Here is a 20,884-nt window from a genome sequence, read left to right as displayed (position 1 = left end):
AGTTTCTTTATTTATCTTATTTTGTCCATTCAAAGACTTTATACATTGTGAAAGACTCTGTGATTTGATAGCATAAAAGTGTAAGGAGGTCTTAAAAATGACAAATCCATTAAACGTTTATTCTGATATCGGTCGACTAAGACAAGTGATGTTGCATCGGCCAGGCAGTGAGTTGGAAAATTTAATGCCCGATTATTTAGAGCAGCTATTATTCGATGATATCCCCTTTTTAGAACAAGCGAGAAAAGAACATGACTTTTTTGCTGAGACATTAAGAAAGCAAGGGGTTGACGTTGTCTATTTAGAGGACTTGGCAGCAGAAGCGTTACATTCTGAGGAGCTAAGGCAGCAGTTTTTAACTGAGTATTTGAATGAAGCTTATGTTACGGGTGTGGATACTCGAAAAGAAATCGAGGAATATTTTTTATCCATTAAGGACACTCGAGCATTCATTGACCAAACCATGGCAGGCCTGCGAAAGAATCAGTTTACCATTACCCGAAACCAAAATTTATCTGATATGGTGGAGGACAGTAATCCGTTTTACATTGATCCTATGCCTAACTTGTATTTTACCCGAGATACCTTTTCCATTGTCGGTAGCAGTGTTTCCTTGAATAAGATGTATGCTAAAACTCGTCGGCGAGAAACCTTATACGGTAAATACATTTTTCAGCATCATCCTATGTTTAAGGATGATCCAGTAAAACTGTTGTACAATCGCACAATGGATACTCGCTTAGAAGGAGGCGATATTTTAGTGCTGACGCCAAAAGTGCTGGCGATCGGAATTTCGCAACGGACGGATGTTAACTCAATTGAAAAGCTAGCTAAAAATGTTTTTGACTACGAAGACAGCTTTGAACATATTTTAGCTTTTAACATTGGCGAAGTAAGAAAATTCATGCACTTGGATACAGTTTTTACCATGGTGGATCACGACAAATTTACTATTCATCCGGAAATTGAAGAAAATTTAGTTGTTTATTCAGTGGCTAAGGAAAGTGGTGTTCCGAAAATTGTGGAGGAAACAGACTCTTTGGAACGCATTCTATGTCGTTATCTAGAATTACCGGCAGTTGAATTTATTCGCTGCGGCGGTGATGACTTGACAGCGGCTGCCAGAGAGCAGTGGAATGATGGGTCTAACACTTTGGCGATCGGCCCAGGTGAAGTTGTGGTCTATGATCGCAACCCGATTACGAATCAAAAATTAGAAGAAGCAGGTATAACGTTGCATCGTATTCCTGGTAGTGAATTAGTTCGCGGTCGTGGTGGCCCACGTTGTATGAGTATGCCGTTTATTAGAGAAGATCTAGATTAAAATGCAGGCAATGATTCGCCAAGCTAAATATCAAGACATTTCAGAAATTCGTTCGTTTTATTAGTTGGTGATCGCGACCGTTGATCCTGCCGGTACCAGTTGGATTTATGGAATAAATCCTTCTATGAAAGATGCCATAGGGGGAAATCGAGATAAAATAATGTATCCTGCAATGGTAAGTGAAAAATTACTGGTGCTGAGACGATAGGGATCAGTGTGGCTTCTTTGAATTAGTGGTTAAAAATAATCTATAAAAAAATGAAACAAAGAATAAAGGCAATGTAATCCTTTTGTAAACTAATCTCTGATATAATAAACGAAATCCTGATGGGGAAGGGATTGATTCTTTTCTTCGGAAAGGAGCGTTCGTTTGAAAAAATTTGTCGGTTTTATTTGTTTAATCTTGATGTTTGTGATTCCGGCAACCGTGTATCTGGCTGAGAGTCAAGAGACGCAGGAAGCCTTAACAGCTATCAGCTCGATTTTTGAAGATTTCGTTAGTAGTAAAGATAATTTAACTAAATCAATAGAGAGTACTACAAATAGTGAAGTTGTCACATCAGGTTCCACGGAAGAAGTACAAACAGTAAAAAACAAGCTGAATGAACCATCAGAGGCAAAAAGCTATCCTGAATTAACACCGGATGATTGGATCGACGTGTCCATCAATGATCAAAAGGTCTATTTTAAGCGTGGAGATGAAATTCTCTATACAATGAATTGTTCAACTGGATTAGAAGGAGAATCAGCGACACCGTTAGGGGAATTCGTCATAGAACCAGAACGAGGTGAAACATTTTATAATCAAGCAACCGGAGAAGGAGCTAATTACTGGGTTTCTTGGCGGGATCATGGTGTGTACTTGTTCCATACGGTACCCATCGATGAAAATGGTAATTATATTGAAAGTGAAGCTGAAACATTAGGCGTTCGACCATCTTCTCATGGCTGTATTCGCTTATCGGTTCCTGATGCAAAATGGATCTATGATACTGTTCCTATGGGTATGCGAGTGGTTGTAAGAGAATAAATAAGGAAGCTCTCGATCTATAGAAGGATTGAGAGCTTTTTTAGCTCGAAGGAAGTCAAATGATATGAAGGGCATTATGGGACTTGTATGAAAGCTCTGAAAACTACCTATTTTACTACCTTTTTAGCAGTAAAATAAATTGAACGAGAGGAACAGTTGACTGTTTAAGTTTTGCGTTGTTGAAACGAGATGGACAGAAACGATAGATGAAAAATCGGTTTTATTCTTTTAGTAAGTCTACTAAGTTAGTGATGGCTCATTGGAAAATAAGTTTGAACATAAAGAAGACCAAAGCATCTTGCTAAAGAGCTCTGGTCTCGGATTTTTAAAACATCAAGTCATCGTCATCTAAACCATCCGAAATAATATAAGGTTTGATCGCCTTCACCTCTTTCGGTAGGTGTTCCTTGATCAAAGTATACCAAAAGATTGATACTTCATCAGATGACGATGTCAACTCTTCGTCATCGAATTCTTCCCCTACAAATAAAAGACGCAAAGCTTCCAGTAATTCATTAGCATTCGTATAGGCATGAAACAATTGCGGAAAGGTTTTGATCACTTTTACTAACAATTTTTCTGCCTGTGTATAATGTGCGAATATTTGGAAGAAGGTATTTTGCTTTAACATCCGTTTTGCGAAGCTTTTATCCGTTTCTCCAGCATTTTTAACGGCTGGATAGAAAGTGTAATCGCTCAAATCCAAATCATCAAATTCCACGTCATCATCGCTGTATTTACTATCTAAGAAATCGGAGCACTCCAATAAAATCGCATACTCATATTCTTCCGTATCTGGAATCTTTTTCATGCGAGCAAAAGCAAGATCATTAATTGGGTAAAAGACTGGCGGGGCCGCTAAATAAGTGTCTTCAGTAGGTAAGATCAAGGAAACTAGTTTAATTTTCTCCTTATTGTTAGCAGTAAGACCAATCTCAGATGCAGCATAACCCATGTCATACACCTTACCATCTCTTAAATCTTTATAGGCAACGTTTTTTCCCATAACCTTCAATTCGAATACACTCAAAATATAATTTTTAGGCCAATTCAAAATAGTTTGTTTTTGTTGTGGGCTGAGCCCGGGCATCCAATTGACACCTTTTTCAAAATCTTGTACATTTTCTACCAATAAATAATACAACGTAATCAATTCTAAAAAGGCACCGTCATCACTTTCTGCATCAGGGACAGCATCCATTTCTACTTCCTCTAAAAAATCAAAAAAGTCATAGTCAATTTCCGTTTGTGCTCCTAAAAGGTAATGTGTTGAAATACCAAACAAGGCAACAGAATAAGCATTTTCACCTGAATTAATCAGTTCAGTTATTTCCTTTTTTAAATCATTACTGGTGATTGGTTCCATGTCATTCAAATCCTTTCCTCGGTATGCAACCTTTCTTATAGTGTATCACTAAATAAAGAAATTGTAGATAAAGGATTTGTCTGAAGATAAATAAAAAAGCTACCCAGTATCGGATAGCTTTCGAGAAGCTTTAAAAATGAGTTTCATCAATTTCGATCTTTGCTAGTGCATCATTGAGTTGCGTTAAATCTTCGGTGGATAGTTTTACATTTGCTCCACCAAGATTTTCTTCCAAACGATGTAATTTAGTTGTTCCCGGAATCGGGATGATGTAGGGCTTTTGCGCCAACTCCCAGGCTAAAACAATTTGCGCTGAGGTAGCTTTTTTTCGATCTGCTAGTCCACTGATCAGATCCAGCAACTGTTGGTTACGATCAATAACCTCTGGCTTAAAACGTCCCATAAAATTACGAAAATCACCTTCTGGAAATTGTGATTCTTTTGTATATTTTCCACTTAAAAACCCATTCCCTAAAGGACTATAAGCAACAAAAGCCATTCCTAGTTCTTCGCACAGATCAAAAAGTTCTTTTTCCGGCTCGCACCATACCATCGAGTATTGATTTTCAATGGCGGCTAAGGGACAAATAGCATGAGCTCGGCGAATATAATCGACAGAAGCATTGGATAGTCCCCAAGCACGAATTTTTCCTTCTGTGATTAGATCATTCATTACTTGAGCAACTTCCTCTGGTTCTACATTTGGATCAGTACGATGTTGGTAATATAAATCTATATAGTCGGTACGTAATCGCTTAAGCGATCCTTCCAACTGTTCACGGATAGAATCAGGCTGGCTGTTCAAAACATTTTGTGGTTGATCATCCACTATTTCTTGACCTATAATTCCAAATTTAGTTGCAATCACGACTGAATCACGAATGGCTTCAAAAGTTTCTCCTAATAATTCCTCATTTGCTTCACCATAAAGCACCGCTGTATCAAAAAAATTACAGCCCAGTTCCACAGCTCGCATTAATAAGTGCTTCATTTCTTGGCGATCTGCTTGAGGTCCATAGGCATGATCCATGCCCATCGTTCCCAGCCCAATTGCCGATACCTCGATGTTGGAGTTACCCAAACGTCTTTTTTTCATTTGCTCTGCCTCCGTTCTTTTTCATTAGTTTAAACCATGGAGTTAACTCTATGGCAAGGAGAAAATGAAGGGGTTTCCAACTTATAGCTTTAAATATAAATCAAACACTCTAAAAAAAGGAATATCCTAATTTTTAGAGTGTTTTGAATGTTTTTATAAAGTGATCAAAGTCTGGATGTTTGAGAATTTCTTGTTGTAAATCTATTCGCTCCATAAAATCCAGCAATAAGCTATAAATCTCTCCAGTATTCTCATAATCTTCCTTTGTAATGGCGAATAAAAAGACAAACTGAACGTTTTCTCCATTGCCCCAATCTACACCTTCAGGAACTATTGCTACTGAAAGTCGAGAGTGTTTTGCAACTAACGACATCGGGTGGGGAATTGCGATTAGTTGATTAATGTTCGTTTGACTGATCTTTTCTCGAGTTAGAATGCTCTCATAAAATTCTTTAGGTACGAAATTTTGTGCTTCTAAGGATCGGCACATCTCCTCTAATAAAGTTTCTTTTGTAATTGGCTCAGAAAATAAATGAAAAGCATCTTTTTGAAACAAGCCAAGAATAGTCGAAGTTTTCATTTCAAATTCCTCCAGAAATTGGTCAATTTTCTCGATGTCCTTATCTAACTGATTCATACGGATATAAATAAAAGGCGTTGTCAGCTGATCCAAAGGAATAGTAGTAATTACAAAATCAATGTCTGCTAAAGCTTGTTGCTGAAGCTCCACATAGGAAAGCCGTTGGACAATTTCAAACTTGTCTCGATAACGTTTATTAATTTTAGCTTCGATAATCCGGCTCATCGCCCGTCCCGTTCCGCAAACTAAAACCACTTTATACTTACGATTTTCTAAAGTTGAGCTGCGTTCCAACGCACCGGCTATGTGCAGAGCGATATAGCCAATCTCATCTTCGGAAAAATACAAGCCATAGGCAGGTCCGATACTCTCTAATTGCGTCAAACACAGATCATAAGCTAATGGAAAAGATTGCTTAATCGTTAATAATAAGGGATTACTTTGCCCAGCTTCGAGACTATTCATATGAATAAACCCTTCGATATGAGAAGTTAGATCTTTTATTAAAATAGCATCATGTGTCCAATCATAGTTGGCCGTTACTTTAATTTCCTGCAAAAGTTCATTTACGATAACACCTGCAATAGATTCTGACTGTTGAGTGGCAACTTCAGTTTCTACAAAGCGAGGGGCATTTACTGATAAATAATAAATAAAATAGTCATGTTCTTCTTGAGGTAATTGAATTTCGAAGGATCGATTCAGCTCCGCTATAAATTGGGTCAATGGTTCATTAGCAATGCTTTTTAGCTGCGGTACCTTCACTGGCATCTTTGTAATAGGTTTTCCATCGATAAAACGACTTAAGGCTAGAGCAAAATGTGACAATATATTTTTATGGTAGTAGTCTGATTCTAGCAAACCCAAGGGAGCGAGATAGGACAGCTCCAATTCTTGTAATAAAGTTAAATCAATATTATCAAACAATGCCAGCTCAGTTTCCGTGAAACCTAACAAATATTCTTGTAAATCCTTACCAATTAAAAGCTCACTAATGGCTTGGCGTTTAGCGAATTCATTACCAACCACTTCAAAACCTATGTTAGGCCGATTAACAATTTTTAAACCATAAGGTAACAATTGATCACGGATTGTTTTTAAGTAAGAATAAAACGTATTTTTGCTAACAAATAGCTGATCTAAGAAATCGTCCAACGACAAAGTTGTACTAGCTTTGAATAATGTAAAAAGTAAATAATGCTGGCGCTCTTCCGTCGAGGTAAGACTAATTTCTAAGGAATCCAGATCATCCGTCCACCATTGTTCGAAGTCTGCTTGATCAGTGACCTTCAATAAGTAGCCTTTGCGACGAATTAACGAAACATGTCCCCCGACACTTTTCAGGGTATCGTTCAGATTAGTAATATCGGTGCGTATAGTCCGGTCTGAGACTTGAAAGACGCTAGTTAACTCACTCATAGGAATTGGTTCAGTTTGTTTAATGAAACATTCCAGCAATTCATCTAGTCGCTGATAAGATAATTTTGACATTTGTTCACCTCCAGAATTGCTTCATAGTCATCATACATTAATTTGTAAGCGATTAAAATATCCTAGCCTCTCGCTGTTTTCCAGTAAAAGTGGAAGTGAGTTTGGAAAGCGTTTTATCAATTGACTTCCACTTTTACTGGAAACTGGAAGTGTTTACACTAACCAAATAAACTCGTAAAGTTGTTCTTGTAAACGACAAGCAGAAAGGAGGTTCAAAATGAACTTCACTGAAGAACACGTATTATTAAACGTAGATGCTCAAAACCAAACGGAACTTTTTGTGATCTTAGCAGATTATGCTAAAGAATTAGGGATCGTAGAAGATACTGAAAAAGTTCGTACTGCATTTACAGAAAGAGAGCAGCAATTTTCCACGGGGTTACAAGCAGGCTTCGCCATTCCTCATGCGAAATCAACTTACGTACTAGCACCCACAGTTATATATGTACGTTTAAAACAACCCATTTCCTGGGAAACCTTCGATGACTCCCTAGTTGTGAATGTTTTTGCCTTATTAGTGCCGATGGAAGATGCTGGAACCTTGCACTTAGAAATGTTAAGTCGGTTAGCAACTGCTTTAATGGAGGATAGTTTTATAGAAACGATTCAACAAACGGATGATAAAACACTTTTAGCCAAACAAATTAGTAAAGAAATGATAGGAGAGAAAATAGTATGAAAATCGTAGGAATTTCAGCATGTCCAGCGGGCTTAGCCCATACACCAATGGCCGCTAAAGCCTTGGAAAAAGCCGGAGTAAAACTAGGCTATGACATAAAAATCGAACAACAAGGGTCATTAGGTCAGGTCAACAAAATTAGTCAAACTGAAGCCAATGAAGCGGATTTTGTCTTGTTGGCAACGGATCAAAAAGTGGTCGGATTGGAACGTTTTGAAGGCAAACCACAGCTGCGGGTTAATATTAATACCTGTATTAAAGCGCCAGAGGCTGTTTTGAAAAAATGTGTCGCTGCCGTTCAACAACGAAATACTGCAAATTAAGAACAAGGAGGAGAATGCGAAGTGAAAAAGAGTTTAGCAGAAATTAAAGGTCATTTAATGAGTGGAATCAGCTTTGTTTTGCCATTGATTATTGGTGCATCTTTAGTAGTAGCGATCCCAAAGATGATCGCTTTGGGAATGGGATTAACCAGCTTAGATCCTTATGCTGAAGCAGAAGGCTTTCGTCATGCATTATATGCAATTGAACAAGTAGGTTGGACCGGTATTGGGTTAATCAATACAGTATTAGCAGGGTTCATTGCGTATTCAATTGGTGATAAAGCTGCACTTGGCGCTGGATTTATTGGCGGAGCAGTTGCAACAAGTACCAATGCTGGTTTTTTAGGAGCGGTTATAGCTGGCTTCTTAGCCGGCTATTTAGTAAAAATTGCTAAAAATAAGATCAAGTTACCTGAATCTTTCTCAGGTGTGATGCCGTTGGTGATTTTACCATTAATCGCTACATTATCTGTAGCGATCGTAATGGGTGCGTTATTATCAGAACCATTAGCTTGGATCAATACAAGCTTAGTGGAATGGATTCGAACGATGATTGAAAATGATGTCAACAAAGTTCTTTTAGCGATGATTATGGGAGCTATGATTGGCTCAGATTTGGGTGGACCAGTCAACAAAGCTGCTTGGATGGCTGGGAATGTTTTATTAGCAGAAGGGGTCTATTTACCAGCAATTATTGTCAATGTAGCAATCTGTGCTGTACCATTCGGCTACGCATTAGCAACAGTCTTTCATAAAAAACGGTTCAACGCTGAGCTATTAGATGCTGGACGCAACAACTTTATCATGGGCTTTATTGGAATTACAGAAGGTGCAATTCCTTTCACGTTAGTTAGTCCTTTGAAACTGGTGCCGATCAATATGATTGGTGGTGCAATTGCTTCAGGTCTAGGGATTGCCTTAGGAATGTATGACAAAATGCCGCCAGTAGGTGGAATTTATGGCTTCTTTACAGTAGGTAATGGTTGGGCCTATCTAGTTGGCTTATTTGCTGGGGCAGCCTTCATCGGATTTTTGGCACCATTGTTTGTAAACTTCAACAAAGTCGATAACAATGAGTCAGAAGAAATTGATGTAAACGATATTGATATTAGTTTTGAAAATTAAAAAATTGGCACTGACGAGTGATGCTCGTCAAGTGCCTCTTTTATTCCAGAAGGAGTAGTTTATTCGCATGAAAAAAACTGTACACGTCGTCCCCCATAGTCATTGGGACAGAGAATGGTATTTTACTACTAGTCGTTCAAAAGTTTACTTGATGCATAACCTGAAAAAAGTCTTGGAACAATTGGAAAAAGGAACAGGTTATGACAGTTTTATTTTAGACGGTCAAGCTTCTTTACTAGATGATTATCTGAAGTGGCGTCCGCAAGACAAAGATAGGATCAAAGAACTTGTTCAACAAGGTAAGCTGGTTATCGGTCCTTGGTACACGCAAACCGATCAGCTAGTCATTTCTGGCGAAAGTATTGTTCGAAATATGCAGTATGGTATGGAAATTTGTAAAGAATTTGGCGATTATATGAATGTCGGCTATGTTCCGGATTCTTTCGGACAGGCAGCTAGTATGCCGCAGATTTATCAACAGTTCGGAATTGAAGACACTTTGTTCTGGCGTGGGGTCAGTGATGATGACGTGGAAAAAACCGAATTCTTATGGCAAGGAGAAGACGGATCAACAGTGACCGCATTCCAAATTCCGGGAGGATACTACATTGGTGGTGCAATTCCTGAAGAACCAACAGCCTTGGCCGAATTTTTGCATGAGGAGCCCTTTAAAACAATCTGGAGTCGTAGCTCAACCGCTCAAGTCTATTTTCCTAACGGTTTTGATCAAGCGCCAGTTCGAGAAAACCTTCCTGAATTAGTAGAACAAATGAATCAATTATACCCTGAATATGATCTGCATTTTTCTACTATTGAAAAGTACATTCAAGCAATCAAAGATCAGCAGCCACAATTGGAAAAATTAACTGGAGAACTGATCAATGGAAAACTAATGCGGATTCATAAAACGATCTTTTCTTCTCGTTCTGACTTAAAAGCAATGAATACGCAAATTCAGCACTATTTAACAAATATAATGGAGCCACTGTTAACCATAGCGATGCAGTTAGGTTTTGAATACCCAACCGAAACTGTCAAGGAAATCTGGAAACTCATGTTTGAAAATGCTGCACATGATTCGATTGGTTCTTGTGTATCTGACACAACCAACGAAGATGTGTATATGCGTTACAAGCAAGCCCGAGATATTTCCATGAATCTGATGGAATTAACCATGCGACAAATTGCCACAGCCATTAAACAGCCAAAAGATACACCAATTACCTTTACTTTATTCAATCTATACGACCATCAGCGAGCGGAAGTTCTAGAGGCTGAAGTTTATTTGCCACAAAAAGAATTTGCAGTAATTGATGAAGTAGGTAATCAATTGCCGTATACAATTTTAGAGATGATTGATCAGACCGATTATGTATTGAATCAGGGGAATACTATGAACCCCACGAAAGAACAATACCGTCCGGAAAAAATCTATAAGGCAAAAATTGCTTTAGAAGCTTCAATGGTACCAAGTTTAGGCTATACACAATTAACCATCGATTTAAAAGGTAATAGTCAACAAGTATTAGCAGAGTCTAAGCAGCGAACAATCGAAAATGAACACTACAAAATCACAGTAAATCAAAACGGGTCTTTTGATATTTTAGACAAAACAAGTTTGGTTACCTATAAAGAACAGGGGATTATTGAAGAAAATGGTGACGATGGTGATTCCTTCAATTATTCACCGCCAATTAAGGATTGGGTGATTACCTCTACGGATTTTGAACCGACTATTGAAGTTCAGGAGTCTGAAGTAATCAAGACTATCAAGTGTACTTTTGTAATGCGGGTTCCCGCGAATTTGGAGGAACGAGCAGCTAAAAAAGCAACCACTGAACTGCCAATCTCCTTAAGATTGAGCTTGAAAAAAAAATCACCGATTATTGATTTCACTTTAGCTGTAGATAATCTAGCCGTAAATAGTCATCGTGTTTGTGTTCTTTTTGATACGGCGATTCCTTCAAAATTTTCAACAGCGGATCAGCAATTTGGAACTATCCAGCGTCCAGTTATCTTTGAAAAAGAGATGGCATTGTGGGAAGCAAATAAAGCAGATTGGAACGAACAACCAATTGCCATAGAAACTTGTCAAACCTTCGTCAGTCTGTTTGATGATCAACATGGCGTTGCCCTGATACCAAAAGGTGTTCGTGAATACGAAATTGTCGGGAAAGATTATGATACGATTCGTTTAACTATCTTTAGAACCTATGGCTTTATGGGCAAAGAAGATTTGATGTACCGTCCTGGTCGAGCGTCTGGCGAATCGGTCATTGCGACGCCTGCTGCACAATTGCACCAGTCGCTGAGTTTTGATTTCTCTGTCTATTATTATGCAGGCCATTTTAATCAATCAGATATAGCAAACGTTGCAAAACAAGCTGTTACTCCGCTCCAATTGTATCAATACGCCGAGTTTTTAAACACACGCCTGATTTTCACTTTAGGAGATGAGCCGCAGATATTGCCAACTAGCTTTAGTTTAGCTGAGGTAACTGGTGATTTAACCCTAAGTGTAGTGAAAAAAGCTGAAGATAGAGAAGGTTATATTTTACGCCTATATAATGGACACTTAAAAGAAGAGGTTAAAGCTGCCATTTACTTTAACCACTCAGTAAAAAAAGTGGAAAAAGTAACTCTCAAGGAAGAACGAATTGAAGACCTGACTGTAACCAATAATACTATCTATTTAGAAAATATTACGCATGCAAAATTTGTCACTCTTTATGTAGAGTAGACCAGAAGACATAACTATTTAAGAACACTAAAAAGGGTTGGCGCTTAAACGAGCCAACCCTTTTGCTTGCAATTTTATAAGTATTTCTCCAACACAACTGCAACCCCAGCTTCTTCATTCGATTTAGTTACTTGTTGAGCAATTTCCTTAACGGGTTCCAATGCATTGTCCATCGCAACCCCTACACCACTAACCTTCAACATCTCAATATCATTCTCCTGATCACCAAAAGCCAAGATTCGTTTTGGGTCAATTTGTAAATGCTTAGCTAAGTAGAGAAGGGAGGTTCCTTTATTCACCCCATCAGCCATTACCTCAAGCCAATGCGTGTCAGTATACACGGAATGAATTCCTGCTGCATCGAAAAGTACACGCAGGGCTTTTAATTTTTTTTCATCTGGATCATTAAAAGCTAGTTTGAAATAACTGATCTCACCTTCGTGAACCTGTCTCAATAGTTCAGTTGCTGAAGCATCCTGCAAATGAAACTGAGCATAATAAGGACTGTCTACTTCATCAGCAATGGATTCAAAAGTTATACGATCGTCTTGGGTTTCGCGACTAGCAACAATGGTGACTCCTACTTGTTCAGCCAATTCAAAGGTTTTCGAAATCTTGTCGACGGGAATATCAAATCGCTTCAACACAGCAGCTGTTTCTCCTTTTTCCACTCGAGCTATATAAGCTCCGTTTGAAGCTAATACATAGCCATTCATTTTCAAGTTACCAAAGACTTCCTTAACTGAAAGAATTGACCGACCAGTAGCCAATACGATGATTCCACCTTGATGGTCAAAAGTATGTAGTGCCTCTTGGTTTTTTTTGGGAATGTTTCCTAGAGGATCTAGCAACGTTCCGTCAAGATCGATTGCGGCTAATTTCATTTTTATCCATCCTTTGTATAAAAATATTCTATTTTAAGACTAGTTCATTTTTCTAGATTTGAGAAGTTTTACGCTCAAGTGGTTCAAAAAAATATATTAGAAACAATGGACAAATTTAATTGTTAAAAAAAACTTAAACATTGATGGAGCAGTCAAAAACATCGATCCGATCAATTTTTTCTGTATTTCATGACAAAATGATAGGGATAACAGAGCAATTTTTTTGCCAAAAATGTTGAGAGAGGCTAGTCTATGTTGTAGAAGCATAATTAAAAAAGAACAAATTTTAACAAAGGAGTGAAATAAAATGTTCCATAACAAAAATGTTATACCTGTTGTAACTGCATCCGATGAGAACTACGCTCCTTACTTGAGCGTGATGCTGAGTTCTTTATTGGACTGTGTATCGAAAGAGGTTTCATTGAATATTTATGTAATAGATGATGAAATTTCTGAAACCAGTAAAGAAAAATTAGAGGAAACTGTTAACAATAAATCTGAAAAGGCAACAATTCAATACCTAACTGTCGATGGTCAAGTGTATGAAGACTTTTTAGTCAGCGACCATATTACGACAACTGCTTATTACCGCATTTCCTTACCAAAAATCTTAAAACAATACAATTATCAAAAAGTTCTTTATATTGATGCCGATACGTTAGTTTTAGATGATGTTTCTAAACTCTACCGAGAAAATTTGCAAGGTAAAACAATCGGTGCCGTTATTGACCCAGGTCAGACCAAAGCATTGGAACGCTTAGGAATTGATTCACAGGACTATTACTTTAATTCTGGTGTGATGGTAATTGACATCCCACGTTGGAATGAAAAGGGAATTACAGAGAAAACAATTGATTTCTTAAAAAATCACGGCGATCGAATAATTTACCATGATCAAGATGCTTTAAATGCCGTGCTATATGAAGACTGGGCATCACTGCATCCAAGATGGAACATGCAGACGTCGCTTATTTTTGATCGTCATCCAGCACCAACAAAAAAATATCAAGAATTATACAAAGAAGGTAATGATTCACCGGCGATTGTTCACTTTACGGGTCATGATAAGCCTTGGAATACGTTGGAAGATCATCCGTACCAAGACGAGTATATGGATTTATTATCAGAAAGTATCTTTGAGAAAGCGGTGAATGCATAATGACACAAGAAAGAATAACGATTGTTTCCAGCAGTAATGCCGCCTTCGCGCCACATGTTACTGCTCTGTTTGTCTCAATCTTAGAAAATTGCAACAGTAAACAGGCGATCTTTGATTTTTATGTAATCGACGACAATATTGATTATAAGAGTAAACAATTAATGCTAGACACTTTGGTGGATTACCGAGCGACCTTGCATTTTCTGAACATTAACAAAAAATATTTTAAGAATGTAGTAGAAAGCGACCGAATTCCTCAAACGGCATACTTCAGAATTGCGATTCCTGAATTGTTCCGTGGTAAAGGGGTCGATAAGTTGCTATATCTAGACTGTGACATGATTGCTGTAACTGATATTCGCAAACTTTGGGAAACCGATTTAGGCAATTACACTTTGGCAGCAGTTGAGGATGCCGGTTTCCACAATCGTTTAGAATTGATGGGCATTGAAACTGATTCGAAACTATACTTTAACTCTGGTTTGATGTTAATTGATGTCAAAAAATGGTTAGATGAAAATGTGACGAAACGAGTATTGAGCTATATCCAAAATAATCCAGAAAAATTAAAGTTCCACGATCAGGATGCCTTAAATGCCATCTTGCATGATGAATGGCTACCATTGCATCCTCAATGGAATGCTCAAAGCTATATTATGAAAAAAGAAGTGGAACATCCAAATCCGAAGGGTGAAAAGCTATTTGAAGAAGCCCGTCAGGAACCCTGCATCATTCACTTCTCTGGACATGTAAAACCATGGAGTGACGAATTCACATTTCCAACTAAACGCCATTATCAGCGGTATGCTAGAAAAACAGCTTTTTCGAAAAAGCCAGCCTACAAACCAAATACGGTTACTTATGTTTCCACTCCGCGCTATGGCAGAGTTGTGAGATAAGGTTGTTCGTACCTTTGACGGACAGGAACTGCGTAAGCGGGCTGTCAAAAACGAACGGCTTGTCTGAATGACACTTTTATCGAATGTACAGACTACAAAAATATTCGTTAGATGTTTTGCAGGGAGGAAAAAATAAAATGGAAATTACAGTATCGGATCAAGCGGCTGAAGTTTTATTCAATAAACTTGGTGATGATAATGCATTTTTGTTAGCATTAAATGATGAAGTTGAGGGAAGTGAATTACGGGAGCATTCCTGCGCTAAGGGAAATTACTTTCAAGTGGTTCCAGTGTTTACCGAAGTGGATAGTAAGTTGATTCAGCTAGCCAATGAAACCTTTAACGTGTATACTTCAGAAGATGGACAAGCGTTATTGTCTGAACAAGTAGCGATGGATTTTAATCCACACTTAAACAGTTTTCAAATAATGTGCAACCATCAGTATGTTGACAGCAATATCAAATTGAAAAATTACTTTTTTAGTTAAAAGCAAAAGTGCTATGTTCATGCTTAATAAAAGCATAAGCATAGCTCTTTTGATACCATTCAAAGGAGATTTTTAACGATGCAGTCATTGATCTGGGATGATGCCGCCCAACGTCTACTATCAAAAGAAATAATTAAGCGTACCCGCCGACTTTCCCTAAAAGAGGCACGAGAACTTGAACAACAACTAGTGCAAGAAAGCCGTCTGATTGGTTCAGCTATATATACCAAAATGTTCCAAGCTTCAAAGCGAAAACCTAAGGAAAAAATCGAGCTTTTGTTGGGGCAGCTTGGTGCCCAGATGGAGAATGGTACGTTGCAGTTAACAGGACCTTATCAAATTGATCCGAATATGCCGCCGCATAGTGAATTTTTAAGTCGACTGGCAAAAACGATTCAACAAGCCTATGAAGGGAAAATTCTAGACGATCCTCGAGTCCACCAATTGCGGATGTATCTCGATCGTCAAAATATTACTTATGTTCGCAGTCGCTTCGGAACTAAAATTTCAGATGAAGTTGCCTTAGCTGCTTATGCCCGTACTTCAAAAAAGCAAGGTGGTCTAGGCGGAGAAAAGATGATTGCCGAACGAGCTCGCTTTCATAATAAGTATAAGAGCAGCTATCAATCAGGAAATGAAAATCGCAAGCGATTAACGCCAGATTTTCACTCAGAATTCATTTTAGATGATCACGGTCAATTTGTCAGTCAGTGGAATGTGCTAGAATTTGATGATGCGGGTAAATTAATCACCGATATCAACTATTATAAGAAGCGCTTTGCTACTTATTCGGAGTGGCACTATTTCCAACAGCAAATTTTAAATGGTGAATCGTTTAATTATGCTGATCGTAATGACATCGTCCATCGTCGATTAGACAGTCTGCCTCCGAGCCAATTGGATCATCCTTTGCGGAAAGAAATTGCCAAGGAATGGAAAAATCCTAAAAATAAGACAGAATATCATTGGAAACGTGTGGATAGTCAAAAAGACGATTATTCTCAGAGAAATAAAAGGAAACAACGAGTGTGGGGAATCGCCATACTAGCTTTAGTTCTAGCAGTAATAAAATGCAAAAAATAGTGACATAAGAGGAATCACCGCAGACGATTAAATTGTCTAAGGTGATTCCTCTTTTTCTGTAGCCTGATAGTGCGCTTTTAACAGTGCAATTTTTTGCCGGACAATTATTGCATTTTTCTGAGCTAGCTCCAATGAGGTTAATAACTGATCGCAAACAGCAATTAAATCTTCATCAGGTTTTGGCGTTTCTAGCACATTCTTAATAGAAGAAACGCATCGTTGATCCAAAGTCAGTAGCAAACGTAATATTGACTCAAGGGAGTAGTTGGCAGCCCGTAAAGTACGAATAATTCTCAAGCGGTTCAAATCAGTTTCGTTATAAATCCGATAACGATTTGCACTACGTTTGACAGTCAGCAAACCATTCAATTCCCAATTGCGTAAGGCATCTACAGTAACTTCTAAATACGCCGCAGCTTCACTTCGAGTGAGTGACTTGGGTATGTTTTCATCCACAGCATTCTGAAGCATCCCTTCAACAATTTCAATCGCCTCATGGGCTCGATCGATTTCTTGATTGACAGCCGTTTGATAGTCCGTTAAATTTTGATTTGCTAATTGGAAGTCATAAGTTGCCAATGCCCTGATTACTTTCCACATTTTCTGTCTTAGACCAGATTGTAAGATTTCAATTTCAAAAGCGATGCGGGCTAGTTGGATCAGTTCTACATGGTAATCTGTAAATATTCGATAACCATTCACAGCCCGTTTCGGCTTTGGGATCAGTTCCCATTCTTCATACCGACGAATGGTGTTTGGATGAAGGTTCACTAGTTTGGCTACCTGTGATGTCGTATAATAACCCATCGTTTCCTCCTGAGCTCTTTTTTCTTGCTTTATCAAATAGATTTTACCACGAGAACCCTCTACAAAACCACATGGTTCTTTCTCTCTGACAGTACTACAATTTCAGTTTGGAAGAGCAGCTTTTATAGCATGAAACCAAAATGACCTGTGATTAATAAAACGGCCAGAACCGCTTATTTTGCAACGCTGCTTGATAATCGTGATGTCGGATAATATACTTAAGAAAAGTCTATACTTAAAACGATTTGGGGATTTCGTTAAAAATGAGGGTACTGGAGTGATTTGAATGAAAAGGATAGATCTTGTTCATCAACAATTGAGCAAATTTTCTAGTAAGCAATTGGCTCTTTTTGGAACTGAAATCAAGGGGAGCAACTCGACTGAAATAGCAGAGGCGTTGAACCTAGACCGTGCGAATGTCAGTAAAGATTTAAATCGCTTAGTAACAGAACAAAAAGCGATAAAAATTGCTAAAAGACCAGTATTATTTATTGATAAAAAGACATTAGAGGAACACTTTCATTGCGGTATAAATGAAAGCGAATTCTCTTCGTTGGAACATTTACAGAAGAGCTTAATCAAAGGAAACCAAGTGCAGGAATCTGATTTTTTTGATCTGGTAGGTGAGAATGGTTCGTTAAGAGAAGCCGTAAAAAAAGCACAAGCAGCTATTTTGTACCCAGTAAATGGCTTGACAACTCTTATCACTGGAGAAACGGGAGTAGGAAAATCTTTGTTTGCTGAGAAAATGTATCAGTACGCTTTAAAAGAGGGCAAGGTTCCCGAAGATGCACCATTCATTACCTTTAACTGTGCTGACTTTGCCGACAATCAACAACTATTACTATCCCATTTATTTGGTCATAAAAAAGGCTCCTTTACTGGAGCGGTGGATGACAGCAAAGGATTAGTTGAAGCAGCAAATAATGGGTTTCTGTTTCTGGATGAGGTACACCGCCTAAGTGCTAAAGGACAAGAAATGTTGTTTTATTTGATGGATAAAGGAATTTACCGAAAGCTGGGAGATGTCGAGCAGGATTATCAGGCAAATGTTCGCTTGATTATGGCCACCACTGAACAACCCTCTGAAGTCATGCTAAATACTTTTTTAAGAAGGATACCTGTTCATATTCATTTACCTTCTCTGCATCAAAGAAGTTGGCAGGAAAAGCTGGCTTTTATCAGTCGATTCGTTGGGGAAGAGAGTCGAAGGATCAGCCGAGATATTCGAATTAATCAAGAAGTTCTGAGTTTACTGTTGAATTATCAATTTGAAGGAAATATAGGACAACTAAAAAGCGACTTGCAATATACTTGTGCCAATGCTTTTGTAGATACAATAAAAAAAGAAACTGAAGAAGTATCGATTGAAATCAGACACCTACCGCTAAACATAGCCAAACATCTAGAAGGAATTGAGAATCAGCGAAGTCTTTCTTATAATTTACCGGAAAGTTTGTTATTCAAAAAAGAGCAACATACTCAACCTTTTGCCCTTGAAAAAGATGAACAAGAAGTCTATCAACGAATAAAAAATAATTTTCGATTAGACGACAAAGCAGACAGTACGGATTTTTACGAGGAAGAAACCCAAGCATCAATTTCTGAATATACTGGTAAGATGATGCAAAAAGTGAATTTAGTCACACACAACGAAGATGCGGTTGTAAAAAATATGTATATTGATCAAGAGATTTTAGCCTTAGTTAAACAGGCTTTAGTTGGCTTTGTAGATAAAGACAATTTAGAACTTTACTGCAAAATTATTGCCTATCACTTAACAATTGTTTGGAAACACACTCCGATTACCGGAGAAGAACCTGTTCGTTTAGAAGAGTTATTGAAGGATACTCAAGCGATTTCCATTGCAACTAGGCAGATTGCTTATCAACTAAACAGTGCTTTATCCTTCCAATTAACAGAGTTGGATATTAAAATAGTCGACCAATTATTGAATCAACTGATTCATTATACAGATCGTCCACACATCTCTATATTAATTGTTATGCATGGTGAAAATACAGCTACAAGTATTGCGGATACAGTGAATTCACTTTTGGGCATTACTAGTGTGAAGGCAATTGACATGAGTCTAGAGGAGAAAGTACAAGATGTATATGAACGAACAAAAACCAAGGTTCACGAATTAGACAATGGATTGGGTGTATTAGTTATGGCAGATATGGGTTCAATTAAATCATTCGAGCAAAAGTTAAGGGAAGATTTAGGGGTTGCTGTACGTGTGATTGACATGGCAAGTACTCCTTTAATTTTAGAAGCTGCCAAACTATCCTTAAGCCGAAAACTGACTTTAGAAGAATTGGTACAATCCTTGCTTTCTGTGATGTCCCGTCATTGGCAATCCACCCATGAAAGCTTTGAAGAATCAGATGATTTCCGTTATTTCGAAAGTGTAATGATCGAACGTATGAAAAAAATACTGGTTTTTCTTGATAGTCGAAAAGTATTCGCTCTGTTTAAAACAGTCTTGGAAAGGATCGCTGATGAGTTAAGCATCGAGATTACAGATGAATTTCTGCTGAAATTTATTTTCCATAATGGTTGTATGATTGAAAAAGTACTGGTGGATCCTAGTATTGAAGAAGTATTCTGTGACAGTTCTCAAACCGATTCAGACCTGTTTAAATTACTTGAAAAACATTATGTCACTGTAAGTGAATTCTTTGGCATAGAAATACCAGCAAAAGAAATTTGGAATGTTGCAGATATTTTCGTTTATGAATTTCCTGAGCAACTGTTTTTATATGACCCAGTGAGCTGAAATACTGGACAAAACGGGAGGATTTCAACCCACTGAACTTTCTGAGCCTTAATCGGAAGTTTAGTGGGTTATTTGAGTTGTGAAAAGCCTTAGATTAAAGGTTTTCTAAATGTTGGCATGCAACTTGCATTTAAAAGAGTAAAAGGAGGGGAAGTCGATGATAGGAATTCTTTTAGTCACTCACGGAGAATTTGGCGAAGAGATAAAGCGAAGTGCCGAATTGGTAATAGGTCCGATTGCCAATTGTACTGCGATTTCTTTGAATAGAGATGACAGTATTTCAAATTTGAAGGATAAAGTAGATGAAGCTTTAGAAAACTTGAACCAAGGAGAGGGCGTGATTGCATTAGTCGATCTAATTGGTGGATCACCCTTTAATGTGTGTTCAGTAACCTTAAAACAAAAACGAAATTTCAAATTACTTTCGGGATTGAACTTATCCATGTTAATTGAGTGTGCGATGATGCGGGAATCAATGGAAATTAAGGAACTGACTCAGCATTGCAAGCAAACAGGAATCGATAGTGTAATTGAAGTCAATCCATAGAAAAGAGTGGGGAACATGCTATTTGTTCGTTGTGATGATCGCCTTGTTCACGGTCAAGTCCTATTCAAATGGACGAATGAAAAGAACATTAAAAAAATAGTTGTTGTAGATAACAGTACGGCTTCTGATTTGATTGAAAAACAGATGATTCTAATGTCAAAACCTAAAAATTGCGAGATTGTAATTCTGCATAGTTCGGAGATGGACCAGATTGCTAAAGAAACACCGGAGACACAGATGATTTTATTTAAGGATATTCGTCTTGCATGCTCCTTTGTTGTCAATCACGAGATTAAAGACATCAATATCGGAAGAATGGCTTCAGGAATTGGAAAAATAAAATTATTTAATAACTTATTTTTAACACGTGAGGAACTCATTGAGTTAAAGCACATCATCAGCAAGGGAATTCATGTTTACTACCAAATGGTACCTGACGAAAAGTCCGTAGATTTGAAAAAAATAATTGAGGAGATCTAGC

The 20,884-nt window shown here is 37.8% G+C and carries 17 protein-coding genes and 1 pseudogene; 13 read left to right on the top strand and 5 right to left on the bottom strand.

From position 1 onward, the window contains the following. Positions 1-97 precede the first annotated feature (97 nt). Both arcA and IGI42_RS17995 read left to right on the top strand, forming a co-directional pair. Positions 98-1,324 (top strand): arginine deiminase, encoded by a 1,227-nt coding sequence (gene arcA, locus IGI42_RS18000; protein ID WP_438717362.1) that lies wholly within the window; start codon positions 98-100, stop codon positions 1,322-1,324. 370 nt (positions 1,325-1,694) lie between these two features. Next, the gene (locus tag IGI42_RS17995; protein WP_438717360.1) at positions 1,695-2,354 is read left to right on the top strand and encodes a L,D-transpeptidase; all 660 of its coding nucleotides are present in this window, start codon (positions 1,695-1,697) and stop codon (positions 2,352-2,354) included. Positions 2,355-2,679: 325 nt separating this feature from the next. On the opposite strand, the gene IGI42_RS17990 is transcribed toward IGI42_RS17995, so the two are convergent. The 3 genes from IGI42_RS17990 to IGI42_RS17980 form a co-directional block, all read right to left on the bottom strand. Then, positions 2,680-3,720 carry a hypothetical protein gene (locus tag IGI42_RS17990; RefSeq protein ID WP_438717359.1) on the bottom strand — a complete coding sequence of 347 codons (1,041 nt, stop codon included), beginning with the start codon at positions 3,718-3,720 and terminating at the stop codon, positions 2,680-2,682. Positions 3,721-3,850: 130 nt separating this feature from the next. Further along, positions 3,851-4,816: an aldo/keto reductase gene (locus tag IGI42_RS17985; RefSeq protein ID WP_438717358.1), complete on the bottom strand. Its 966-nt coding sequence runs from the start codon at positions 4,814-4,816 to the stop codon at positions 3,851-3,853. A gap of 133 nt (positions 4,817-4,949) precedes the next feature. Next, positions 4,950-6,887 carry a BglG family transcription antiterminator gene (locus IGI42_RS17980; RefSeq protein WP_438717357.1) on the bottom strand — a complete coding sequence of 646 codons (1,938 nt, stop codon included), beginning with the start codon at positions 6,885-6,887 and terminating at the stop codon, positions 4,950-4,952. 217 nt (positions 6,888-7,104) lie between these two features. Here IGI42_RS17980 and IGI42_RS17975 point away from each other — a divergent pair, with 217 nt between their 5' ends. The 4 genes and pseudogenes from IGI42_RS17975 to mngB all read left to right on the top strand — a co-directional run bounded on the left by IGI42_RS17975 (position 7,105) and on the right by mngB (position 11,754). Further along, complete coding sequence (locus IGI42_RS17975; RefSeq protein WP_438717356.1) at positions 7,105-7,566, top strand: PTS sugar transporter subunit IIA; 462 nt, start codon at positions 7,105-7,107, stop codon at positions 7,564-7,566. Next, positions 7,563-7,889, top strand: coding sequence for a PTS fructose transporter subunit IIB (locus IGI42_RS17970; RefSeq protein WP_438717355.1), 327 nt, complete (start codon positions 7,563-7,565; stop codon positions 7,887-7,889). Before IGI42_RS17975 ends, IGI42_RS17970 begins: the two co-directional genes overlap by 4 nt. An 18-nt stretch (positions 7,890-7,907) precedes the next feature. Further along, positions 7,908-9,014: pseudogene (locus tag IGI42_RS17965) on the top strand (PTS fructose transporter subunit IIC); the annotation flags it as partial. 67 nt (positions 9,015-9,081) lie between these two features. Beyond that, on the top strand, positions 9,082-11,754 hold the full coding sequence (gene mngB / locus IGI42_RS17960; protein ID WP_438717353.1) for a mannosylglycerate hydrolase: 2,673 nt from the start codon (positions 9,082-9,084) through the stop codon (positions 11,752-11,754). A gap of 74 nt (positions 11,755-11,828) precedes the next feature. Here mngB and IGI42_RS17955 read toward each other — a convergent pair whose 3' ends face one another. After that, the gene (locus tag IGI42_RS17955) at positions 11,829-12,638 is read right to left on the bottom strand and encodes a Cof-type HAD-IIB family hydrolase (protein ID WP_438717352.1); all 810 of its coding nucleotides are present in this window, start codon (positions 12,636-12,638) and stop codon (positions 11,829-11,831) included. A 307-nt stretch (positions 12,639-12,945) separates the two neighbouring features. On the opposite strand from IGI42_RS17955, the gene IGI42_RS17950 reads away from it, so the two are divergent. The 4 genes from IGI42_RS17950 to IGI42_RS17935 all read left to right on the top strand — a co-directional run bounded on the left by IGI42_RS17950 (position 12,946) and on the right by IGI42_RS17935 (position 16,267). Next, positions 12,946-13,797 (top strand): glycosyltransferase family 8 protein, encoded by an 852-nt coding sequence (locus IGI42_RS17950; protein ID WP_438717351.1) that lies wholly within the window; start codon positions 12,946-12,948, stop codon positions 13,795-13,797. Next, the gene (locus IGI42_RS17945; protein ID WP_438717350.1) at positions 13,797-14,696 is read left to right on the top strand and encodes a glycosyltransferase family 8 protein; all 900 of its coding nucleotides are present in this window, start codon (positions 13,797-13,799) and stop codon (positions 14,694-14,696) included. Before IGI42_RS17950 ends, IGI42_RS17945 begins: the two co-directional genes overlap by 1 nt. Positions 14,697-14,833: 137 nt before the next feature. Then, positions 14,834-15,184: an iron-sulfur cluster biosynthesis family protein gene (locus IGI42_RS17940; RefSeq protein ID WP_438717349.1), complete on the top strand. Its 351-nt coding sequence runs from the start codon at positions 14,834-14,836 to the stop codon at positions 15,182-15,184. A 78-nt stretch (positions 15,185-15,262) separates the two neighbouring features. Next, a complete protein-coding gene (locus IGI42_RS17935; protein ID WP_438717348.1) occupies positions 15,263-16,267 on the top strand; it encodes a DUF3114 domain-containing protein in 1,005 nt (334 codons plus the stop codon). A gap of 36 nt (positions 16,268-16,303) precedes the next feature. On the opposite strand, the gene IGI42_RS17930 is transcribed toward IGI42_RS17935, so the two are convergent. Further along, on the bottom strand, positions 16,304-17,074 hold the full coding sequence (locus IGI42_RS17930) for a MerR family transcriptional regulator (RefSeq protein WP_438717347.1): 771 nt from the start codon (positions 17,072-17,074) through the stop codon (positions 16,304-16,306). Between the two features lie 286 nt (positions 17,075-17,360). Between IGI42_RS17930 and IGI42_RS17925 the strand changes: the two genes are divergently transcribed. From IGI42_RS17925 to IGI42_RS17915, 3 genes are all read left to right on the top strand, one after another. Beyond that, entirely contained in the window at positions 17,361-19,856 is a 2,496-nt protein-coding gene (locus IGI42_RS17925) for a sigma-54-dependent transcriptional regulator (RefSeq protein ID WP_438717346.1), read from the top strand. Positions 19,857-20,013: 157 nt separating this feature from the next. Further along, entirely contained in the window at positions 20,014-20,403 is a 390-nt protein-coding gene (locus IGI42_RS17920) for a PTS sugar transporter subunit IIA (RefSeq protein WP_438717345.1), read from the top strand. 15 nt (positions 20,404-20,418) lie between these two features. After that, a complete protein-coding gene (locus tag IGI42_RS17915) occupies positions 20,419-20,883 on the top strand; it encodes a PTS system mannose/fructose/N-acetylgalactosamine-transporter subunit IIB (protein WP_438717344.1) in 465 nt (154 codons plus the stop codon). Position 20,884: the final 1 nt, after the last annotated feature.

The organism is Enterococcus sp. AZ109 (assembly GCF_051714625.1).
In the GTDB taxonomy this organism is placed as follows: Bacteria; Bacillota; Bacilli; order Lactobacillales; family Enterococcaceae; genus Enterococcus_A.
Note: the sequence above shows the minus strand (reverse complement) of the source record. Positions and strands in the feature narration are given on the sequence as shown.